The 17,009-nt window shown below is 34.8% G+C and carries 17 protein-coding genes and 1 tRNA gene; 16 read left to right on the top strand and 2 right to left on the bottom strand.

Features of this window, described 5'->3' with window-relative positions; genetic code table 11:
* From J0J69_RS04085 to J0J69_RS04035, 11 genes are all read left to right on the top strand, one after another.
* Positions 1–3,120, top strand: a complete 3,120-nt coding sequence (locus J0J69_RS04085) for an AAA family ATPase (RefSeq protein WP_212725674.1) — start codon at positions 1–3, stop codon at positions 3,118–3,120.
* Between the two features lie 303 nt (positions 3,121–3,423).
* Positions 3,424–4,125: a DUF969 domain-containing protein gene (locus tag J0J69_RS04080; protein ID WP_212725673.1), complete on the top strand. Its 702-nt coding sequence runs from the start codon at positions 3,424–3,426 to the stop codon at positions 4,123–4,125.
* On the top strand, positions 4,125–5,039 hold the full coding sequence (locus tag J0J69_RS04075) for a DUF979 domain-containing protein (RefSeq protein WP_212725672.1): 915 nt from the start codon (positions 4,125–4,127) through the stop codon (positions 5,037–5,039). Before J0J69_RS04080 ends, J0J69_RS04075 begins: the two co-directional genes overlap by 1 nt.
* A gap of 26 nt (positions 5,040–5,065) precedes the next feature.
* Positions 5,066–5,710 carry a pyroglutamyl-peptidase I gene (gene pcp, locus J0J69_RS04070; RefSeq protein WP_212725671.1) on the top strand — a complete coding sequence of 215 codons (645 nt, stop codon included), beginning with the start codon at positions 5,066–5,068 and terminating at the stop codon, positions 5,708–5,710.
* A complete protein-coding gene (locus tag J0J69_RS04065) occupies positions 5,704–6,132 on the top strand; it encodes a gamma-glutamylcyclotransferase family protein (RefSeq protein ID WP_055243777.1) in 429 nt (142 codons plus the stop codon). Before pcp ends, J0J69_RS04065 begins: the two co-directional genes overlap by 7 nt.
* A 264-nt stretch (positions 6,133–6,396) precedes the next feature.
* Positions 6,397–7,038 carry a YesL family protein gene (locus J0J69_RS04060; protein ID WP_055243779.1) on the top strand — a complete coding sequence of 214 codons (642 nt, stop codon included), beginning with the start codon at positions 6,397–6,399 and terminating at the stop codon, positions 7,036–7,038.
* Between the two features lie 101 nt (positions 7,039–7,139).
* Positions 7,140–7,364: an RNA polymerase sigma factor gene (locus tag J0J69_RS04055; protein ID WP_055243781.1), complete on the top strand. Its 225-nt coding sequence runs from the start codon at positions 7,140–7,142 to the stop codon at positions 7,362–7,364.
* Positions 7,365–7,694, top strand: coding sequence for a sigma-70 family RNA polymerase sigma factor (locus tag J0J69_RS04050; protein WP_055304449.1), 330 nt, complete (start codon positions 7,365–7,367; stop codon positions 7,692–7,694).
* Complete coding sequence (locus J0J69_RS04045) at positions 7,694–8,998, top strand: DUF4179 domain-containing protein (protein ID WP_212725670.1); 1,305 nt, start codon at positions 7,694–7,696, stop codon at positions 8,996–8,998. The genes J0J69_RS04050 and J0J69_RS04045 overlap by 1 nt, the downstream gene beginning before the upstream one ends.
* Positions 8,995–9,144 (top strand): hypothetical protein, encoded by a 150-nt coding sequence (locus J0J69_RS04040; protein WP_212725669.1) that lies wholly within the window; start codon positions 8,995–8,997, stop codon positions 9,142–9,144. Before J0J69_RS04045 ends, J0J69_RS04040 begins: the two co-directional genes overlap by 4 nt.
* 217 nt (positions 9,145–9,361) lie before the next feature.
* Positions 9,362–9,874, top strand: coding sequence for a hypothetical protein (locus tag J0J69_RS04035; protein ID WP_055243827.1), 513 nt, complete (start codon positions 9,362–9,364; stop codon positions 9,872–9,874).
* Positions 9,875–10,427: 553 nt separating this feature from the next.
* Here the strand turns inward: J0J69_RS04035 and J0J69_RS04030 are convergent.
* Positions 10,428–11,021: a hypothetical protein gene (locus J0J69_RS04030; protein ID WP_212725012.1), complete on the bottom strand. Its 594-nt coding sequence runs from the start codon at positions 11,019–11,021 to the stop codon at positions 10,428–10,430.
* A 280-nt stretch (positions 11,022–11,301) separates the two neighbouring features.
* On the opposite strand from J0J69_RS04030, the gene J0J69_RS04025 reads away from it, so the two are divergent.
* The 3 genes from J0J69_RS04025 to J0J69_RS04015 all read left to right on the top strand — a co-directional run bounded on the left by J0J69_RS04025 (position 11,302) and on the right by J0J69_RS04015 (position 13,450).
* The gene (locus tag J0J69_RS04025) at positions 11,302–11,637 is read left to right on the top strand and encodes a hypothetical protein (protein WP_055304440.1); all 336 of its coding nucleotides are present in this window, start codon (positions 11,302–11,304) and stop codon (positions 11,635–11,637) included.
* Positions 11,638–11,784: 147 nt separating this feature from the next.
* A complete protein-coding gene (locus tag J0J69_RS04020) occupies positions 11,785–12,621 on the top strand; it encodes a hypothetical protein (RefSeq protein ID WP_212725013.1) in 837 nt (278 codons plus the stop codon).
* A 172-nt stretch (positions 12,622–12,793) separates the two neighbouring features.
* Positions 12,794–13,450, top strand: a complete 657-nt coding sequence (locus J0J69_RS04015) for a hypothetical protein (protein WP_055274862.1) — start codon at positions 12,794–12,796, stop codon at positions 13,448–13,450.
* Positions 13,451–13,482: 32 nt separating this feature from the next.
* Here J0J69_RS04015 and J0J69_RS04010 read toward each other — a convergent pair whose 3' ends face one another.
* The gene (locus J0J69_RS04010) at positions 13,483–13,767 is read right to left on the bottom strand and encodes a hypothetical protein (RefSeq protein WP_212723814.1); all 285 of its coding nucleotides are present in this window, start codon (positions 13,765–13,767) and stop codon (positions 13,483–13,485) included.
* A gap of 256 nt (positions 13,768–14,023) precedes the next feature.
* On the opposite strand from J0J69_RS04010, the gene J0J69_RS04005 reads away from it, so the two are divergent.
* Both J0J69_RS04005 and J0J69_RS04000 read left to right on the top strand, forming a co-directional pair.
* Positions 14,024–16,651, top strand: coding sequence for an SIR2 family protein (locus J0J69_RS04005; RefSeq protein WP_068758864.1), 2,628 nt, complete (start codon positions 14,024–14,026; stop codon positions 16,649–16,651).
* A 134-nt stretch (positions 16,652–16,785) separates the two neighbouring features.
* Positions 16,786–16,859, top strand: a tRNA-Cys gene (locus tag J0J69_RS04000).
* Positions 16,860–17,009 lie beyond the last annotated feature (150 nt).

Raw genomic sequence — 17,009 nt, 5'->3', positions numbered from 1 at the left:
ATGAAGCCATTGTCATTAAAGATTACGGCTTTTGGGCCTTATGCGAAGCAAACGACGTTGAATTTTAAGGAAGATTTAGACGGGCAAGATATTTTTGTTGTGACAGGACCAACGGGTGCAGGTAAAACAACGATTTTTGATGCCATTTGTTATGCGCTTTATGGTGAAACGAGTGGAGGTAGTCGTACAGGAAAAGAGCTCCGCAGTGATTTTGCAAAGGATAGTGAGTTAAAAACTGAGGTTGAGTTTAGTTTTAGAGTGAAGGATAAAACGTATCAGATTACACGTGCCCCCCAGCAACTTCAAAAGAAAAAGCGTGGGGATGGATTTAGAGAGGTTCCTGCAACAGTGGAGTTACTAGAGGTAGGAAGTGAGCAGGCGCCAATAACGAAGGATGGTGAGGTAAAAGAGCAAATTCAACAAATCATTGGATTGAAAGTTGAGCAATTTCGTAAGATTGTGATGATTCCACAAGGAGATTTTAAAGAATTTTTGCTTGCGAATACAACGAATAAAGAAGAGATCTTACGTAAGATTTTTGGAACTGATTTTTATAAAACGATTCAGGAACAGCTAACTCAACAGGCCAATGCACTGAAGCTAGAGGTGGCAGATACACAAAAGTCAATTCAGGCAGAGTTAAAGCTCATTAAAACGGATGAAGAACATGTGATTGAGCTAGAACAGCCATTAACGAACGTATTAGCAATAGCTAAAGATCAGCAAGCCGTTTGGAAAGCATCGGCGAATACGTTAACTGAGATGTCAAATCGCTTAGATGAAATGATACAAGAGCATCGCACTCATCATGAAGCGGGAATGAGATTGAATGAGAAGTTTACACAATATGAACAAGTGATTCAAACACTAGAACAATTAAATCATTATCAAGCCTCGATTTCAGAACGAGAAAAACAGATACAAGAGGCAAAATCTGCACAAGGTCTCATTAATTTAGAGAATGAGTGTCTGAAATATCAAGTCCTGCAACAGGATACAGCAACGAAACAGCAGCAGTTAATGCACTCATTAAAAGAGTGTGAAACAGAGTTCATTTTAGTAGAAAAGTGCTACACTGCCATTGAATCATTAAGACAGGAAATTGCTGGTTTAATTGAGTCAAAGAGTGACTTATCACGTTATATCGAGGGGGTTACTCAGTTAGAACAAAAACAGCAGTTACTTGAGAGTCTTAAAAAAAGTGGGCAGACATTAAAGACAGAACTTGAAGTCGAAGAAGGTCGTTTAATCGTGTTACGTCAAGAAGTTTCACAATTGGAGCAATTGACATTGCAATTAGCGACTTTTAAAGATCAACAACATACGTTAAATTTGAAACAGTTGAAATTAAATGAAGATTTTGAATATGTTCAGTCACTGGTTAATCGACTCCATTCGTATGAAAAAACAACGAATTTGATTGAAACACAGCAGATTTATTATCAGCAATTGATGAGTGACGCTACGACTCAGCGTCACGCTTATGAACATCAAGCTGAGTTGTTCATTAATGCAGCCGCCATACGATTAGCGAATGAATTAAAGGTGGGTCAAGCTTGTCCGGTCTGTGGGTCTTTAGACCATCCAAATCCACGTCGTAGTGATGAGAAGATTTTGTCGAAAAACGAGCTTGATCAGTTTCGCTTTGACGTAGAATCATTAGAAAATAAAGTGCGTCAAGTCCAACAGGAGCTAACAGTGTTACAGACTACCCAATCAGAAGAGCAACGCTCATTAAATGAATTGGTTCAAACATTACAAGGACGACATGTCGTTTCATCTGATTTCAGATTAAATCAAGAAGTGGCTGATCAGTTAAGTGAGGCGTTAAGAAAAGAGACTCATGAATTAGTACAATTAATTGAAAAAGTTCATTTAGACGTTCAAAGATTAGAGAATGAGATTCAACGATTGACACAATTGAAGCTTGAGATTGAACCATTAGAGCAGCAGATTGATCAAAAGCAAGGTGTACTTCAAGAGCAACGGGACCGTTATAAAGCTGAACAGCGTTCAAAAAAAGATTTAGAGGAAAGTATCCCAGAAAACTACCGTTCATTAGAGGTATTAAATCAAATGATGAGTGAGGTCGAATTGAGAAAAGTTGAACTGGAACAAAATATTTCTTCAAGTGAAGCAGATTATCAACGAGTCACGACACAAATCGCTGGTTTAAAAGCGGCTATCGAAGAAGTTAATCAACAATTAGCTTATTATATTGAACAGTTTGAACAATCTAATGAGGTCTTTTTTGAACAAATTCAAACTTATTTTGAATCAGTTGAACGTTATGAAGAGGCAAAACAATGGATTGAATTATTAGCTCAACTTGAGCAACAGGTTCAAAATTATTATCAAGAGCTTCATACGGCAACGAAGATGCAAGAAATACTTCAAGAAGAATTAAAAGGTAAAGATCGTGTCGATTTAAGTGTCTTGGAAGAAATGATGGCTGAACTTGATCGTCGAAAGGTTGAAATAACGAAAGATCGTGCGACATTAATGGCGAACCTTGAACAAAATGAGACGATTCTAGCCTCTATCACAAAAAAATATCAAATCATTCAAAAGAGAGAACAAGAGTATGCGATTGTTGGTGAGTTAGACTCATTAGCTAATGGACGTAGTGGTGGAAAGATGTCTTTTGAAACATATGTGTTATCCAGCTATTTTGATGAGGTATTAGCGGCAGCTAATGTAAGACTTCAGAAGATGACCTCACGACGTTACTATTTACTTCGTCGTGAAGAGGTTAAAGGTGTAGGGCGTAAAGGATTAGATTTAGATGTTTACGATAGTCATACATGCAACAATCGTCCCGTTAATACATTATCAGGTGGTGAGAGTTTTAAAGCTTCGCTAGCACTTGCATTAGGGCTTTCAGATACAGTGCAACAAAATTCTGGAGGAATCCAATTAGATACGATGTTTATTGATGAAGGATTTGGAACGCTTGATTCGGAGTCGCTTGATCAAGCAATTGATATTTTAATGGAGTTACAGGATCATGGTCGATTAATTGGTGTAATTTCACATGTGAATGAATTAAAAGAAAGAATTCCAGCTAAATTGATTGTTGAAACGGATGGTGCAGGAAGTCAGGCTTATTTTAGAAAATAGTACGAAGACGTTAAGTTTTATCAAATTTAGAGGGTGAAAAAGAGCTTAATCATTGAAAAACCTGAGAAAATCTATCACTTTAGTGTTGATTTCTCAGGTTTTTCTTTGTTTTTTTATAAATTTTTAGATATCAAATTAAGAATACGGTTCTTCGTGTTGTTTATAGACAAAATAACTGTTAGAGATAGTGATTTGTATTATTTTTATGGAAAAATCAACTTCATTTCCATAAAATATATGTCGGAATGTGTCAAAATTGTGTTATAATTTTTTTAAGACAAAGAAATCAAAGGAGGAAATGATGTGTTAAGTTTAATCGGTGTTTTTATCATCATTATTGGGTTCATCTTAAAAATCGACACACTGGCCATCGTTGTGGTAGCAGGGATTGCCACAGGATTTGTTGGAGGATTAGATTTTAATGAAATTTTAACAAAGTTAGGGGAAGCTTTCGTTGCCAATCGTTATATGACGTTATTTGTCATTACGTTACCAGTTATCGGATTAATGGAGCGTTATGGTCTAAAAGAACGCGCAGCTTGGTTAATTAGTCAATTAAAAAGTGCAAAAGCAGATGGTGTTCTTTCTATTTACTTAGTATTTCGTTTATTAATGGCAGCGTTAAGTATTCGTATGTCAGGCCATGTTCAATTTGGTCGTCCATTAGTTTTACCAATGGCTGAAGGAGCAGCTCGCGCTAATTATAAAGAGTTAAATGAAAAAGATTCTGAAAGCATTAAAGGGTTAACAGCAGCGGCTGAAAACTATGGGAACTTCTTTGGACAAAACTTATTTATTGGTGCTTCAGGAGTAATGTTAATTGTCGGAACTTTAAATGAATTAGGTTATACGGTTGATTCAAAGCAAGGACCAACAACAATTGCGTTGTATACGTTACCAATCGCAGTGATTGCCTTAATTCTTGGGGTTATTCAGTTTAAACTGAACGAGAAAAAAATGCAACGCGCACATGGTGTGAGCAGTAGGAAAGGAGGAAATAACTAATGACGAATGTACTTTTATTTGTTATTTATGCGATTATTGGATTAATTTGTGTTTCCTTAGCTGTCTCAGCTTTACGTACTAAAGGACAACAAGCACGTGTTGGAACGGCTCTATTTTGGTCGATTTTAGGGATTATCTTTATTTTAGGTGACTATATTCCAGCTAATATTGTTGGAGTTTTAATTATTGTAATGGCTATCTTATCAGCTACAAAACAGGTTAAACTAGTTAGCTTCAACACAACGACAGAAGAGTTCAAACAAGAATCAGCAGCTAAGATTGGAAATAAATTATTTATTCCAGCGTTAGTCTTAGCAATTTTAGCATTCGTGATTGCCCAGTTTACAAACCTAGGATCGTACAATGCCATTGGATTAAGTGGTATTGGAGCGTTAATTGTCATCTTATTGATTTCAAAATCAAGTATTGGGGAAGCTAATTCTGAGGCGACTCGCTTATTAAGCCAAGTTGGGCCAACAGCGATTTTACCTCAAATCTTAGCCGCTCTTGGAACTTTATTTACGATTGCTGGTGTCGGTGATGTGATTGCTGGTGGAGTAAGTCAAGTGATTCCTACCGGGAACATTTGGTTAGGGGTAACGGCGTACTGTGTGGGTATGGCGTTATTTACAGCAGTTATGGGAAATGCCTTTGCAGCCTTCTCAGTTATTACAGCAGGAATTGGAGTTCCATTTGTCTTTGCATTAGGGGCAAATCCATTAATTGCAAGTGCCCTTGCTTTAACTGCAGGATTCTGTGGGACATTATTAACGCCAATGGCGGCAAACTTCAATATCGTTCCCGCTTCAATTTTAGATATTAAAAATCAATACGGTGTCATTAAAGCGCAAGCTCCATTTGCGGTTATCATGTTAATTATTCATATTATTTTAATGCGTTTTTTAGCATTTTAATTTGTTAATTTGAGGAGGAATTTTCGATGAAAAAGATTTTAGTCACTGGATTTGATCCATTTGGTGGAGAAGCCATTAACCCAGCAACAGAATCTGTCAAACAATTACCAGATGAAATTTTAGGGGTACAAATTTTAAAACGTGAAATTCCAACCGTTTTCGATCGTAGTATTGATGTGTTATACGGAATTTTAAAAGAAGAGCAACCAGATGTTGTGATTTGTGTGGGACAAGCAGGTGGACGTCCGAACATTACCGTTGAGCGCATTGCGATTAACCAAGATGATGCTCGTATTCCTGATAATGATGGAAAACAACCGATTGATCGTTCGATTTTTGAAGAGGGACCAGCGGCTTATTTCTCAACTTTACCAATCAAAGCAATGGTACGTGATATGAAAGAAGCTGGAATTCCAGCTGCTGTTTCGAATACAGCAGGAACATTCGTTTGTAACCATATCATGTATGGAGCACTGCATTATGCAGCCCTACATCAACCAAGCTTAAAAGCTGGATTCGTTCATATTCCATATTTACCAATGCAAACAGTCGATAAACCAACGATGCCATCGATGTCACGTGATGAAATTGTTAAAGGGTTAACGACGTTAATTAAAACAGCCATTCAAGTAGAAGAAGATGTTAAAGAAACAGGAGGAGCTGTATGCTAACACATCAAGAAAATGAGTTACCTATTTTCGTTTATGGAACATTGATGTTGGGAGAGCGCAACTATATTGATATCTTACACGAAAACTTAGAGCATCATGAAGCTGCCAGTGTAAAAGGAGAGTTGTATTATTATCGTAAGGAAGATTATCCTGCATTAGCAGATGGAATTCATACGGTAAAGGGACAATTATTCTATGTTAAAAATTTAGACAAGGTTCTTCCACCACTCGATGTGATTGAAGGGTATATTGCTCCTAATCATCCAGAAAATATGTATGATCGTAAAATTCTTGATGTTAAAACTGCTAGTGGGGAAATTAAAAAAGCCTATGCTTACGTGATTAATCCACGATTAATAGAACTTGAACCTAACGAGTTTAGCTTAATGGAGACTCGTTGTTGGAAAACATTTAAAGGTTAATCAAAAGAAAACAGGTCCAAAGTTTTGGACCTGTTTTCTTTTTGCTGATTGTAGAGTAATCATCTCTTGACGATATAAGTGAAAATACAAAAACAAAATGAAGTTGAAATTAGAGAGTATTGCCTTCTTTTAAATCATATGATGAAGTTATCATAAAAAGCACAAAAATTGCAACAATTTGTGAAGAAAAAATTACCTATAAATGGTATAATAACGATTAAAAAGATGTTGAGATAGTTGACTGATTTTAGGGGGGATTTTAAAATGGAAAAACAGTATGATGATAATTTATTTTTTAAATTGATTTACACATTAAGTGATATGGCAATTCTATCTATTTTATGGCTTATTGGGTGTTTGCCTATCCTAACAATTGGCGCATCGACAACTGCGTTACTTTATGTGGCTGGTAAAAAAGTAGGTGGAAAAGAGCCTAAGATAGTTTCTGATTTTATCAAAAGTTATAAAGAAAACTTTGTTCAATCACTTTGGATTACACTTGTCTTAGGAATTTTGTGGTTTAGTAGTCTCACTTATTTTATGATGGGGCTTTCCTCATTAAAAGATGGCTTTAATCTTTCATTGATTATCATGATTTTAGTTGCTTTTGAGGTCATTATGATTAGTATTTATATGTGTGCTTTATTAGCAAAGTATGAATTAAAGACATTCACAATTATTAAAAATTCATTTTTATTTACACATGCTTATTTTTTAGAATCTATTAAAGCCTTTGGAGTGATTGTGAGCATGTTATTCTGCTTATTGATGGTACCAGGTCTTGTGATTATTTTACCAGGAGCTATCGCTTTAATTGCAAGCTATTTTGTTCGCCAGTCTATTCTTAAGTTCCTTGAGCGTCAAGAAATTTTAAAAGAATTAAATGAAGAAGGATTAGATTTTTAGAAGACCAAAATTTTTGGTCTTTTTATATTTATTTGCAACTTTTTAAGATGAAATTCTGTCTAAGAGAGTGGATCCAAAAGTCAGATTATAAGGAGGATGAAATGAAAAAGGTTATCATGATGCCATGGTGTCGAGATTATAGTCAATTAGAGGAAGTACAACTGGTTAAAAAAGCAATGAAACAAGATGATTTAGCATTTTTAGAATTAATGAAGCGTTATGAGGGCTATTTTACTCAGATTGCTTATCGATATGTGAAGAATGATCAGGAAGTTTTGGATTTAATCCAAGAACTAGCTTATAAAGGGTTATTAACGATTGGGTAGTTGAAGGAACCTAAGTATTTTAAAACATGGATGACCAAAATTTTAATGAATTTAGCGCTTGATTCGATTCAAAAAGTAGATTTTTTAGAACTTGATGAAGGGATGATGAAGCATCATCATGTTTTTTCAATTGAAGAAAAAATCGATTTGCATGAAGCCATCAAGAACTTACGACCTGAATATCAATCCGTCATTCATTTAAAGTATTTTGATGATTTAAGTATTGAGGAAATTGCAACTCAACTTGGAATGAGCTCAAATACGGTCAAGAGTCATTTAAGAAGAGGGAAGCGAGAACTTCGATTGATGTTAAAGGAGGGGAGTTGCTAATGAATTCAAAAGCATATGAAGAAGCCGTATTAAAAGGGATAACGCGTGCTAAAACTGAAATGAAGCAACATAAAAAACCGATGAAGTGGAAAAAAACGATGTCAATAGCAGCCTCTGTTGGAATCGTAGGTATCATTGGATTAAGTCAGCCAGAGGTGGCAAAAGCATTACAAGAAATGACGCAATCATTCAATGCGTTCTCGGCACATTTATTTGGGGAACCAACCGGAAGGTTTCAAGAAGTGGCTAAAATGATTGGGGTATCAGAAGTTGATGAAGAAACAACTATAACACTAGATGAAGTTGTATTAGATGATAATCTTTTAATGATGGCACTAACGGTAGAGAGTGACTTTTTAGCTGGCTATGAGAAATTAAATGAAAATGATTTTTTTAATTTAGATTATTATTTATTCGTTAATGGGAAAAAAACGATGGCTAATAGTCCAAAAGTTCGCCAAATTGATGAGAAAACCGGAGCCATTATTATTGAAGCAAGTATGGGCGATCTTCATTTACCAGATGAAGTTACCATTGATTTAAGAATTAGTCAGTTAACACGTGGATTTGAGTCATTAAAAGGAAAATGGAATTTTAAATTTAAAGCCTCTAAATTATTAGGAGGAGAACGTTTGAATCCGGATGCTACAATAGAGTATGAAAGGACAATGATTTCAGCTAATCAAGTCGTAAAAAGCCAGTTAGCTAATACGATTTATATGAGTGTTGAAGGGGAATCGGCTGATGACGTTTTTTATGAACTAGGAGATTTGGTCATTAAGGGTTCAAATGAAGAGCTTTACGATGTAGATGATGTTCAAGGGAGCTTTGATTCTGAGAAAAAAGAGGCAACTTTCAAATTAAGAGTGAATTCGAATTGGTCAGATTTAGAGTGGATTGAGATTTATCCCAGAACAACCGAGCCGTATCGTTATATTGTGAAAGATAAAATTCATTATCAGATTTATCAAACACCAAACACTCAAGTGATTGATGATGAATACCAAGCGATTACAAGAAAACCAACTGATCAGGAATTAGCCTCAGGATTTGCATTAGATGAAGTCATTTATTATTTGAATTTACAAAAATCAACCGAATTTAAAATTCTAACTGAGTTTATTGGAGAAGAAATATGGGTAAATTCAACTGAAAAAGTAATGATAGAAGATATTGAATTAATGGAGGATGAAGTGAAGATTATCTTTAGACTTCCAGATACTTATTGGCCACATAATTTAAGTAGTCTTGTTTTATTTGATGAAGAGTTGAATGATTATGCTCGACGAGAAGGACAATCGTGATGGCGGTAGAAGATCAATCGCAAGGGTTATATAGTGTCAGAATTGACTATATTGATACATCAAAAGCTTATACGATTGTTATTCTTTTGATGCCTGAATTAAGTGAAGAAGCGCCAGCATGGAGTTTGCGAATTCCGTTAAAATAGAGAAAGTTTTAAAGAATTAGGAACCAAAAAAGAGCCCTATGTCATATATTGGACAGTAGATAAGGGCTCTTTTTTCATAAGTCAGAACGACCTTTATCAGAAATGTAAGAAAAATTTAAAAATCTTCATCAACCATTGTTGAAATAATCGACAAGAGGTCATATAATAAACGTGAAAAACAAAAAAGAAAGGGTTTACATTAATTGGGGGAGAGGTTATGAAAGATGAGAATTTAAAAATTGTATTACCAGATCATTTACAAGGGCGTTCGTTAACCACGAAAGTTATTCCAATGCTATGTGGATTAAAAACGATGCTAACCCATTTAGTTGAATTAAACGGAGATGCTTCAATGTTACGTCAGTGGGAGAAACGTTGTTATAAGTCATATTGTATTAATGAAATCCAAGACTTACTATTAGAAAGTTATCAAGAAGATTGGCCTGAAATTTTGAAAGAACACCTTTTAAGTAAAGATCCTTGTGAACTAGGAGCTAGTGCGATTGATATTTATTTAGTGGCTTATATCACTGAAACATTTGGAGTTGGAAAAGATATTTTTATTCAATGTATTAAGGACATGGGAATTTCAACGAAAGATAATACAGCCAATGCGATTTGGAAAGTTGGAAAAAATGATGGAGTTTACTTAGGTTTATTAAACTCTGATGGCAGCATTCGGGATATTAATTTTTTCCGTCAATGGACGCATACGGAGTTTGTTTATTAAGGAGGGATTTCCATTAATTCATTTAAATAAGTTCAGACATAGGGGAAAAAGAGAACCTATGTCTTTTTTGTATGCTTACAAGTTAATCAAAATTTTGTTATAACAGTAGCATTAGAGAGCAGGGAATAAGATGAGTATCAAACTCCATTGTTGGTCCAACTAGGTGTGGGAAAATGACACTTATCAATTTAGTACTCAATTAAGAGATGGACAGGATACCGAAGAGGGGGGGAATTTATCTCAAGGACAAAAGTAGTTATTAGGTATTGATTAAATCATGCAACGGCATACCACGTTCATTGTGCTTCATCGCTTGTCAACCATTTAAAAGCTGATCAAATCTTCTTGAGGAATAATGGATAGGTGATTGAGTAAGGAAAACATGATGAGCTGTTAGAAAAGAAAGGTTAAACTCAAACCATTAATTATCCTCTGAATAGGACAGTATGATGGATGAATTGGAATTCATCGTTGTACAGGGAGAGTAGGGATATAAAAATAAAATAAAAAAGAACACCATTACGGTGTCCTTTCGCTTGAATGGGAATATTTTTTATTGTGCTTCGGATGGATCAATGGAATGAATGGTTAATGTCGTTCCATCGTGTTCTAAGTGACCAATGATATCCCCTGCTTCACTTAAACCGATTAATGAAAAATTATCACCTGTAAAATCGGGCGAGTAAGCCATCCAGATATAAGTTCCTTCAACGGCTGATTCAAAGATTTTGGCACTATGAGCAATGCTAAAGGTTGGTTCCGTCACAAGCACTTCAAATAAGTCAGGATTTTTAGTGACCCCAGCATAAATCGTATAGGGAATATCATCCGATTGACGAAGAGCGACATAAGTTAACCCAGCTTGTTCTTCTAGGGTCGTTGTTTCATATTGAATCGAACCATCGATATATTCATAACCAAAAAAGCTACGATCTAAAAATGCAAGAGAAATCTGTTCTTCACCTGGTACTCGATAAAGTAGAATCGATCCTTCTTCCGTCTTTTTCTCATAAAGGACTTCAAGAGCGCTTAAACCCGCTATAGTCATGGCTTCTTCTGTTGTTTTGGCACCAGAGTTATATTGTAAGACAAAGACGACGAGTAAGGCCGTGATAGATAGAGATAATGTAGCGATAATTTTTTTCAAATAGGTCAACCCTCTCTCTTATGATAAGTTTGATACATTATATTAAGCACGTTTTTGGTTTACGATTAGAGTGACAAATGATTACAAAATGAGCACAGGGATTAACGAGTCAATTCACGAAGTCCGATAAAATGAATCAAGGAAAAAGATTTATTTTTAAGGAGATGTCGAAATAAAGGAGGAGCTATTTGCTTCATAAGAAAATTGAAGGGTTATGATTTACATTTTTTTCTAATGCTTGTACAATGTAACGTGAGATTTATTTGTTTATGGGGGAGTTATGGAAAGAAAAGAGAGGGCGTATTTACAGCATTATTTATCGACAGCTAAAGAACGAAAGCAGACAGTGAATCAGAGTCAGTCGTTCAAAAAAGTGCGGAAATTACAACAAGGTGAAGAAATTAAATTATATGATAAAGTCAAATTATTAAATTTAACAGATCATCTTATTTTAAATGTGATGATTGTCCCTGATCATGAGGTGAACTTATTTGAAGGAAAATGGGGTGAAACTTCAGAATTAGGCCATCTGATTTTAGAAGGTTCAGTTTTAACAACGTTTGAGTGTCAAGAAATTGAATATAAGATTTTATCTGTCAGTGGAATGAGAGGATAGAAAGATGTCTTGCTTTAGGGGAGACATCTTTTTTATGCGTTTTCTTTTAAAAATAATGTCTAAAATGGTGAGGTGAACCATACAATGACAATGTAGTAAAAAAGACGACTACAATCGAATATCTTTGATAAAAGGGGAAATGGGTTCATGAGATTAAATCATCAATTCTGTACGACTTTTCAGGGACTAAATTTAAATTTAGAAGAGTTGTTAGGAAAATATGCTGCTCGTGAGTATGCTTATGGAAATTTAGTGGAATATGATATTTTAAATTACAGTATCTGTGTACCAAATCATTTGAATACGATGACCAATTGTGATGGTTATGAGTTTATTGCTTATGAGGCGAATCAGTATCATGATTATAGTATCGCGCCTCTAACCGTGACGATTAGTAGTCAACGACTTAATGACGCATCTTTTCAAACGAAGACAGACAAACTAGCCTTTTTAAAACGGATGGTTGGCATTATGCAACATCAATTTTCAATTAAAACGATGACTGAAGCCATGATCGATGGTTATCCAGCTGTGATTATCGAGCAGGCGATGAGTACCGCTGGAAGTCAAACGTATGCGATGCTTATTTCTAATCAATGTTTGACACAAATTTCAGTTTCTCTACACGGAAATTTTACGAATGCACGCGAAATCACGCATGCGATTGTGACGTCATTTAAAGTGAATTCGACACCAAGTCCTCAAAATGCCTCTTTGACAACGATGGAGAACCATCATGAGGTATTTGAACTAGAGGAAGAATATCGTTTAAAAGAATCGGTTCAGTATGTGATATCCCCTTCACATACTGAACTGGTGGATAATTGTGATATTCAAATAAAAGACTTGAAGCGGGATACACAGAGCGCTGTTGCTTTTTTAGGATGCGATGATTTAATTGATTTAATGTTTTGTACTTGGGGAAATACCGTTAATCATTTAGCTAGACTGATGATTGAAGCAGATCAAAAAGAGGAATATTAGGTGTTATTTTCACATATAAATGGTAACGGAATGTCTAGATAAATATTCATTTCATCACTAAAGAAGCTATGGCTAATTGTTGTCATAGCTTTTTAATATGTCAAGTTTAGGCGAATCATTGAATATAATGTACTATCAAAGTCATAGAGACTCTTAAAGGAGAGGAAATCTAATGAAACAAATAATGAGTGTGATTTGTTTTTCGTTAATGACTCTTTGCTTGGTAGCTTGTTCAATGAATGGTAAAAAAGTAGATGAGGGATTAGATGATCGAGAAGATGAATGGACGATTCCACTATCGAATGAACAAGTCGCAGAATTAAATGAATACTTTAAGGCATTGACTGTTACACATTTTGCTGATTATGAAGAAGGAGACGACTGTTCGTTACAACTATTAAATTTTTCCTCACAACTTTTGCAGTTAGACTATCCGGCGATGGTTGAACCGATGTGGCGTGAAGATGAAGCCTATGCTTCTTTTGATAAAAAAATGATGTTTTCATTGATAGAGCAGTATTTTAATCAAGAGGCACAATTGTCAGGAATCTATATTGATTTAGGAGATTATGTGGCACGACCAGATATTAAGTTAAAAACCTATCAAATCTATCCTGAAATTTATCAATGTCAGTTCAATGATGATGGAACTTATACGATTGATTTAGATTTATATGAAGTGGATGAAACAGTGATAGAACCCATCTCTTTAATTAAAAATTGGCATCAATCTATTGAGTGTCATCAAGTTGGGGTGGCAAGTGTAACCCTTCAACATGATGGAAATGAAAGTTATATTATTAGTTATCATCCCATTTATTTCGAATAAAAAAAAACCACCAGTTCTACTGGTGGTTTTTTTTAGATCATTTGATCAGTTTCCATGATACCTTCAAGAATGTGATCAAGTTGATTCAGTTGAAGTGTTACAGTATTTAATTCCGTTTGACGCTTTTTATAAGCCATTTGCAAATTCCAAAGCGATTCATAAAGAGGCTGTACGTCTGTTTCTAAAAAATTTGGATTAAGTTCAATCCCATGAATATTTTCTTCTAATAGGGTCATTTCAGTTTTTAGTGATGCTAGTTCATGTTTGATTTTAGAAGCCTTTTGTTGTAAATCTTCGTATGTCTCTTTTAAACTCATTTCAATCACTCCCAGTATTAATCTAAATTTAGTTTATCCTAATGAGATGCTTTTATCAGGAGAAATAGATATTTTGGCTAAGAGAGGTGTGTGAACGGACCATAATGAAGGCTAAAGGATTATTTAACTGTTTAAACCCTAAGTACGATTTTAATTTTGAACGTTTCTAAATCTGATTTTATTGTAAATTCAGAGATGAATTGGAGTATGTAATTATCGGAAATTACATAAATTGGTAATAATGGAGGTGAGGGAGGTGAAGTCCTTTACGCAAGAAAGTTTACGGATTATCAAAAAGGCATCAGAAGATAACAAGCTAGTCATCGTTGTTGGAGCAGGTGTTTCGATGTTATCTAATTTTCCATCATGGAAAGAAGTCATTGATCGATTTTCTGGTCCATTTTCAGAACAAAAAGAACGCTATTCGCAAAATGAATACTTACGAATTCCACAAAAATATTATAACCTGCGTGGACATAAAGAGTATTATGATTTATTACGAGATATTTTTGATCTCGATTTACAAAGTAATAAAATTCATGATGAAATCTTAAACTTAAATCCGATTCATCTCATTACAACGAATTACGATGATTTACTTGAGCAAGCGATTTATGCGCGAGGACTTTTTTATGATGTCATTGCAAAAGATGAAGAAGTATCGCAAACGCGAACTAAGAAATTCCTCATTAAAATGCATGGCGATGTGAAACATCAAAATGTGGTCTTAAAAGAGAATGACTATCTCTCTTATAGTAGTCAGTTTCGTCTCATTGAAACGATGGTGAAATCCATTATCGCCTCAAATATTACACTTTTTATTGGATACTCATTAAACGATCGAAATATGAAACTTATTTTAAATTGGGTGAAAGAATTACAGGGAAGTAGTTTTCAACCCGTTTATCTATTATATTTAGAGCAAACGTTGGATCAAAATAACTTTGATTATTATAAGTCACAAGGCATCCATGTGATTGATGTGAACCATCTTTTATCGAATGTGGATGATGCAACGTATGAACAACGCTATTTAACATTTTTTCAGGCACTTTCAAAACTAAATCTTGATGAATTATATCGCTATTCTAGCGATGATAATGAGCTTGGTGAGCGACTCACGCCTCTTGATGAATTAAATCGAGTCCGCTTAAATGATTTAAGGCATCTAATCAAAGAAGAAGTGACTGAAATGGGAGTCTTAAACTTATCTAAACCTTATGTTCTAGATGAACGGACGTGTTGGCAACTTAACAAAGCAGGGATTAGGACGGTTAAATTTCCAGATGGATCGGTGCATTCTATTCAAAATGATGATAAAAATTATTTGCTGCCACCGTATACGAGTGTCTTAACCGAGTGCATGAACCAAGGAGATGGGATTTGGCAACATTATCACCGTGCCTACTATCAATTTAAGCATGGGAATTTATTGTTAGCCTATGATTTGTATAAGAAAACAGCGGTAGAGGCGTTTAAATGTAAACATTATTTACTTCATTTTCTTGCTCAGTTTAATCGTTATTGGACCGGTCGCACGATTCAACGATTGTTAAGCAGTGAGCAATCACAGCAGATTGTGGATGAAATTCGTCAATTGAATTTAGAGTTGATGTATCATCATCTACCTGCCTCGTTTAAACGAAAATATGCCTTTTTAGCGGATTTGAGTAACTTTTATTTTATTTATAAATACTTAAATGATATGATTCAACTCATTAATGAATTGCCGAATCAAGACCAAGCGTTCGCGAGGTTAAATTTTAAGGCACAAGAATTATTTGAATTTATGCATGAAAATCAACTCGTGATTGATCAATATTTAGAAGTTTCGCACTTGTATAAAAGTTATATTGAAGCACGTTTGTATCATAATAGTGAGGAGTTAGACTCCTTTACCGTGCATTTGATTATTAAATATATGGGTGAAGAAGAACTCAAGCATCTCATGAAACGCCTCAATCGAAAACAGTTTCAAACCCCTCATGTCAATGAGTTAATTCTTTATTATAAACAGCTTTTAGCAGTCTTAACCCAACCTAATCTTACGACACTGATGAAAGTCCATGTTCAAAAGATGGTGAAGATCACTTTAGCTCTTCTTTCAGTAATTCAATTGAAGGAAGAAGAGCTACTAAGTATGTTACAGTTGTTGTTTAATGATGGTTCATCTATGATTTTGATAACGGATTGTCTCAACTTTTTGAGAGCTCAACTCAATCAATCTTCTCAGTTTCCAAAAGCAGTGGAGAACTTAATAGAAGAACAGCTCACTCATCAATTTATTAAGAAATATTTATTAAATGAGGAGATTGAGTCTTGCTACATTCAGTTCACGTCATTCTTAAGTCAACCGGTAGAAAAATTACGCCCATTGATTGACCTTTATTTGACACAGATTGATAGCTTTGAATTAGTAACCTTAACTCCAGTTATTGATGAGGAACTTCAAATGAAAGTCAGTGAGGCATTAACAAGACGATTAAAAAAAGAATTTAATTTCAAGTTACTTAGACAAGCCTTTGAGTTTAAACTAGAGCTAGCTTATGATGAATTTGAGCAGCAAATTAAAGCACATATCACTCATCATCCAAAGGATTTATGTGCAGTTGGTGAGCTTATTGCGTGTGGTGTCCTCGATAGGAATAGCTTTGAATTTTTCATGAACCAAGATTCATGTGCTTATTTTTTAACTCATTATGAACAAATAGAGCAAGCCCCTTTAGAATCAGATTGGTTTTGGCAGTTATCAAGAGACATTCATCAACGCCTAGCCAAGACACATCACTACCAAGCCATTAAACAAGCATTAATTCAAAAAATCCGAACAAAGGTTGCAGCTCCTGAGCTGATTGACTTATATTTTGACTTATATCATCATTAGTTAGTCGTTGAAATGGAATCAATCCTAAAGAATGAAGTCTTTCATAAAAGAAGCTTCATTCTTTTAAAGGTTATAGTCATCATTTAATACCTAGGCGCATAGAATATGATGTAAGGGAAGAAAACGAAACATCGGGCGCTATAGCCAAGCGGTAAGGCAAGGGACTGCAACTCCCTGATCATCGGTTCAAATCCGATTGGCGCCTCCATTTTTCTTAGACTACAAATGATCATAAAGTCTGTCAGAGTGAGTCATAGAATGATCCTTGTGACAGGCTTTATTTTTATGACAATGAACGATTAAAAGACTCCTAAAGATTAAGGAGTCTTTTGATTGTTCAATTAATAAAACAGATAAA

The sequence above is a fragment of the Turicibacter bilis genome, assembly GCF_024499055.1.
GTDB classification, from domain to species: domain Bacteria; phylum Bacillota_I; class Bacilli_A; order MOL361; family Turicibacteraceae; genus Turicibacter; species Turicibacter bilis.
The sequence above is the reverse complement of the archived record's forward strand: the minus strand, read 5'-3'. Positions and strand labels throughout refer to the sequence as shown.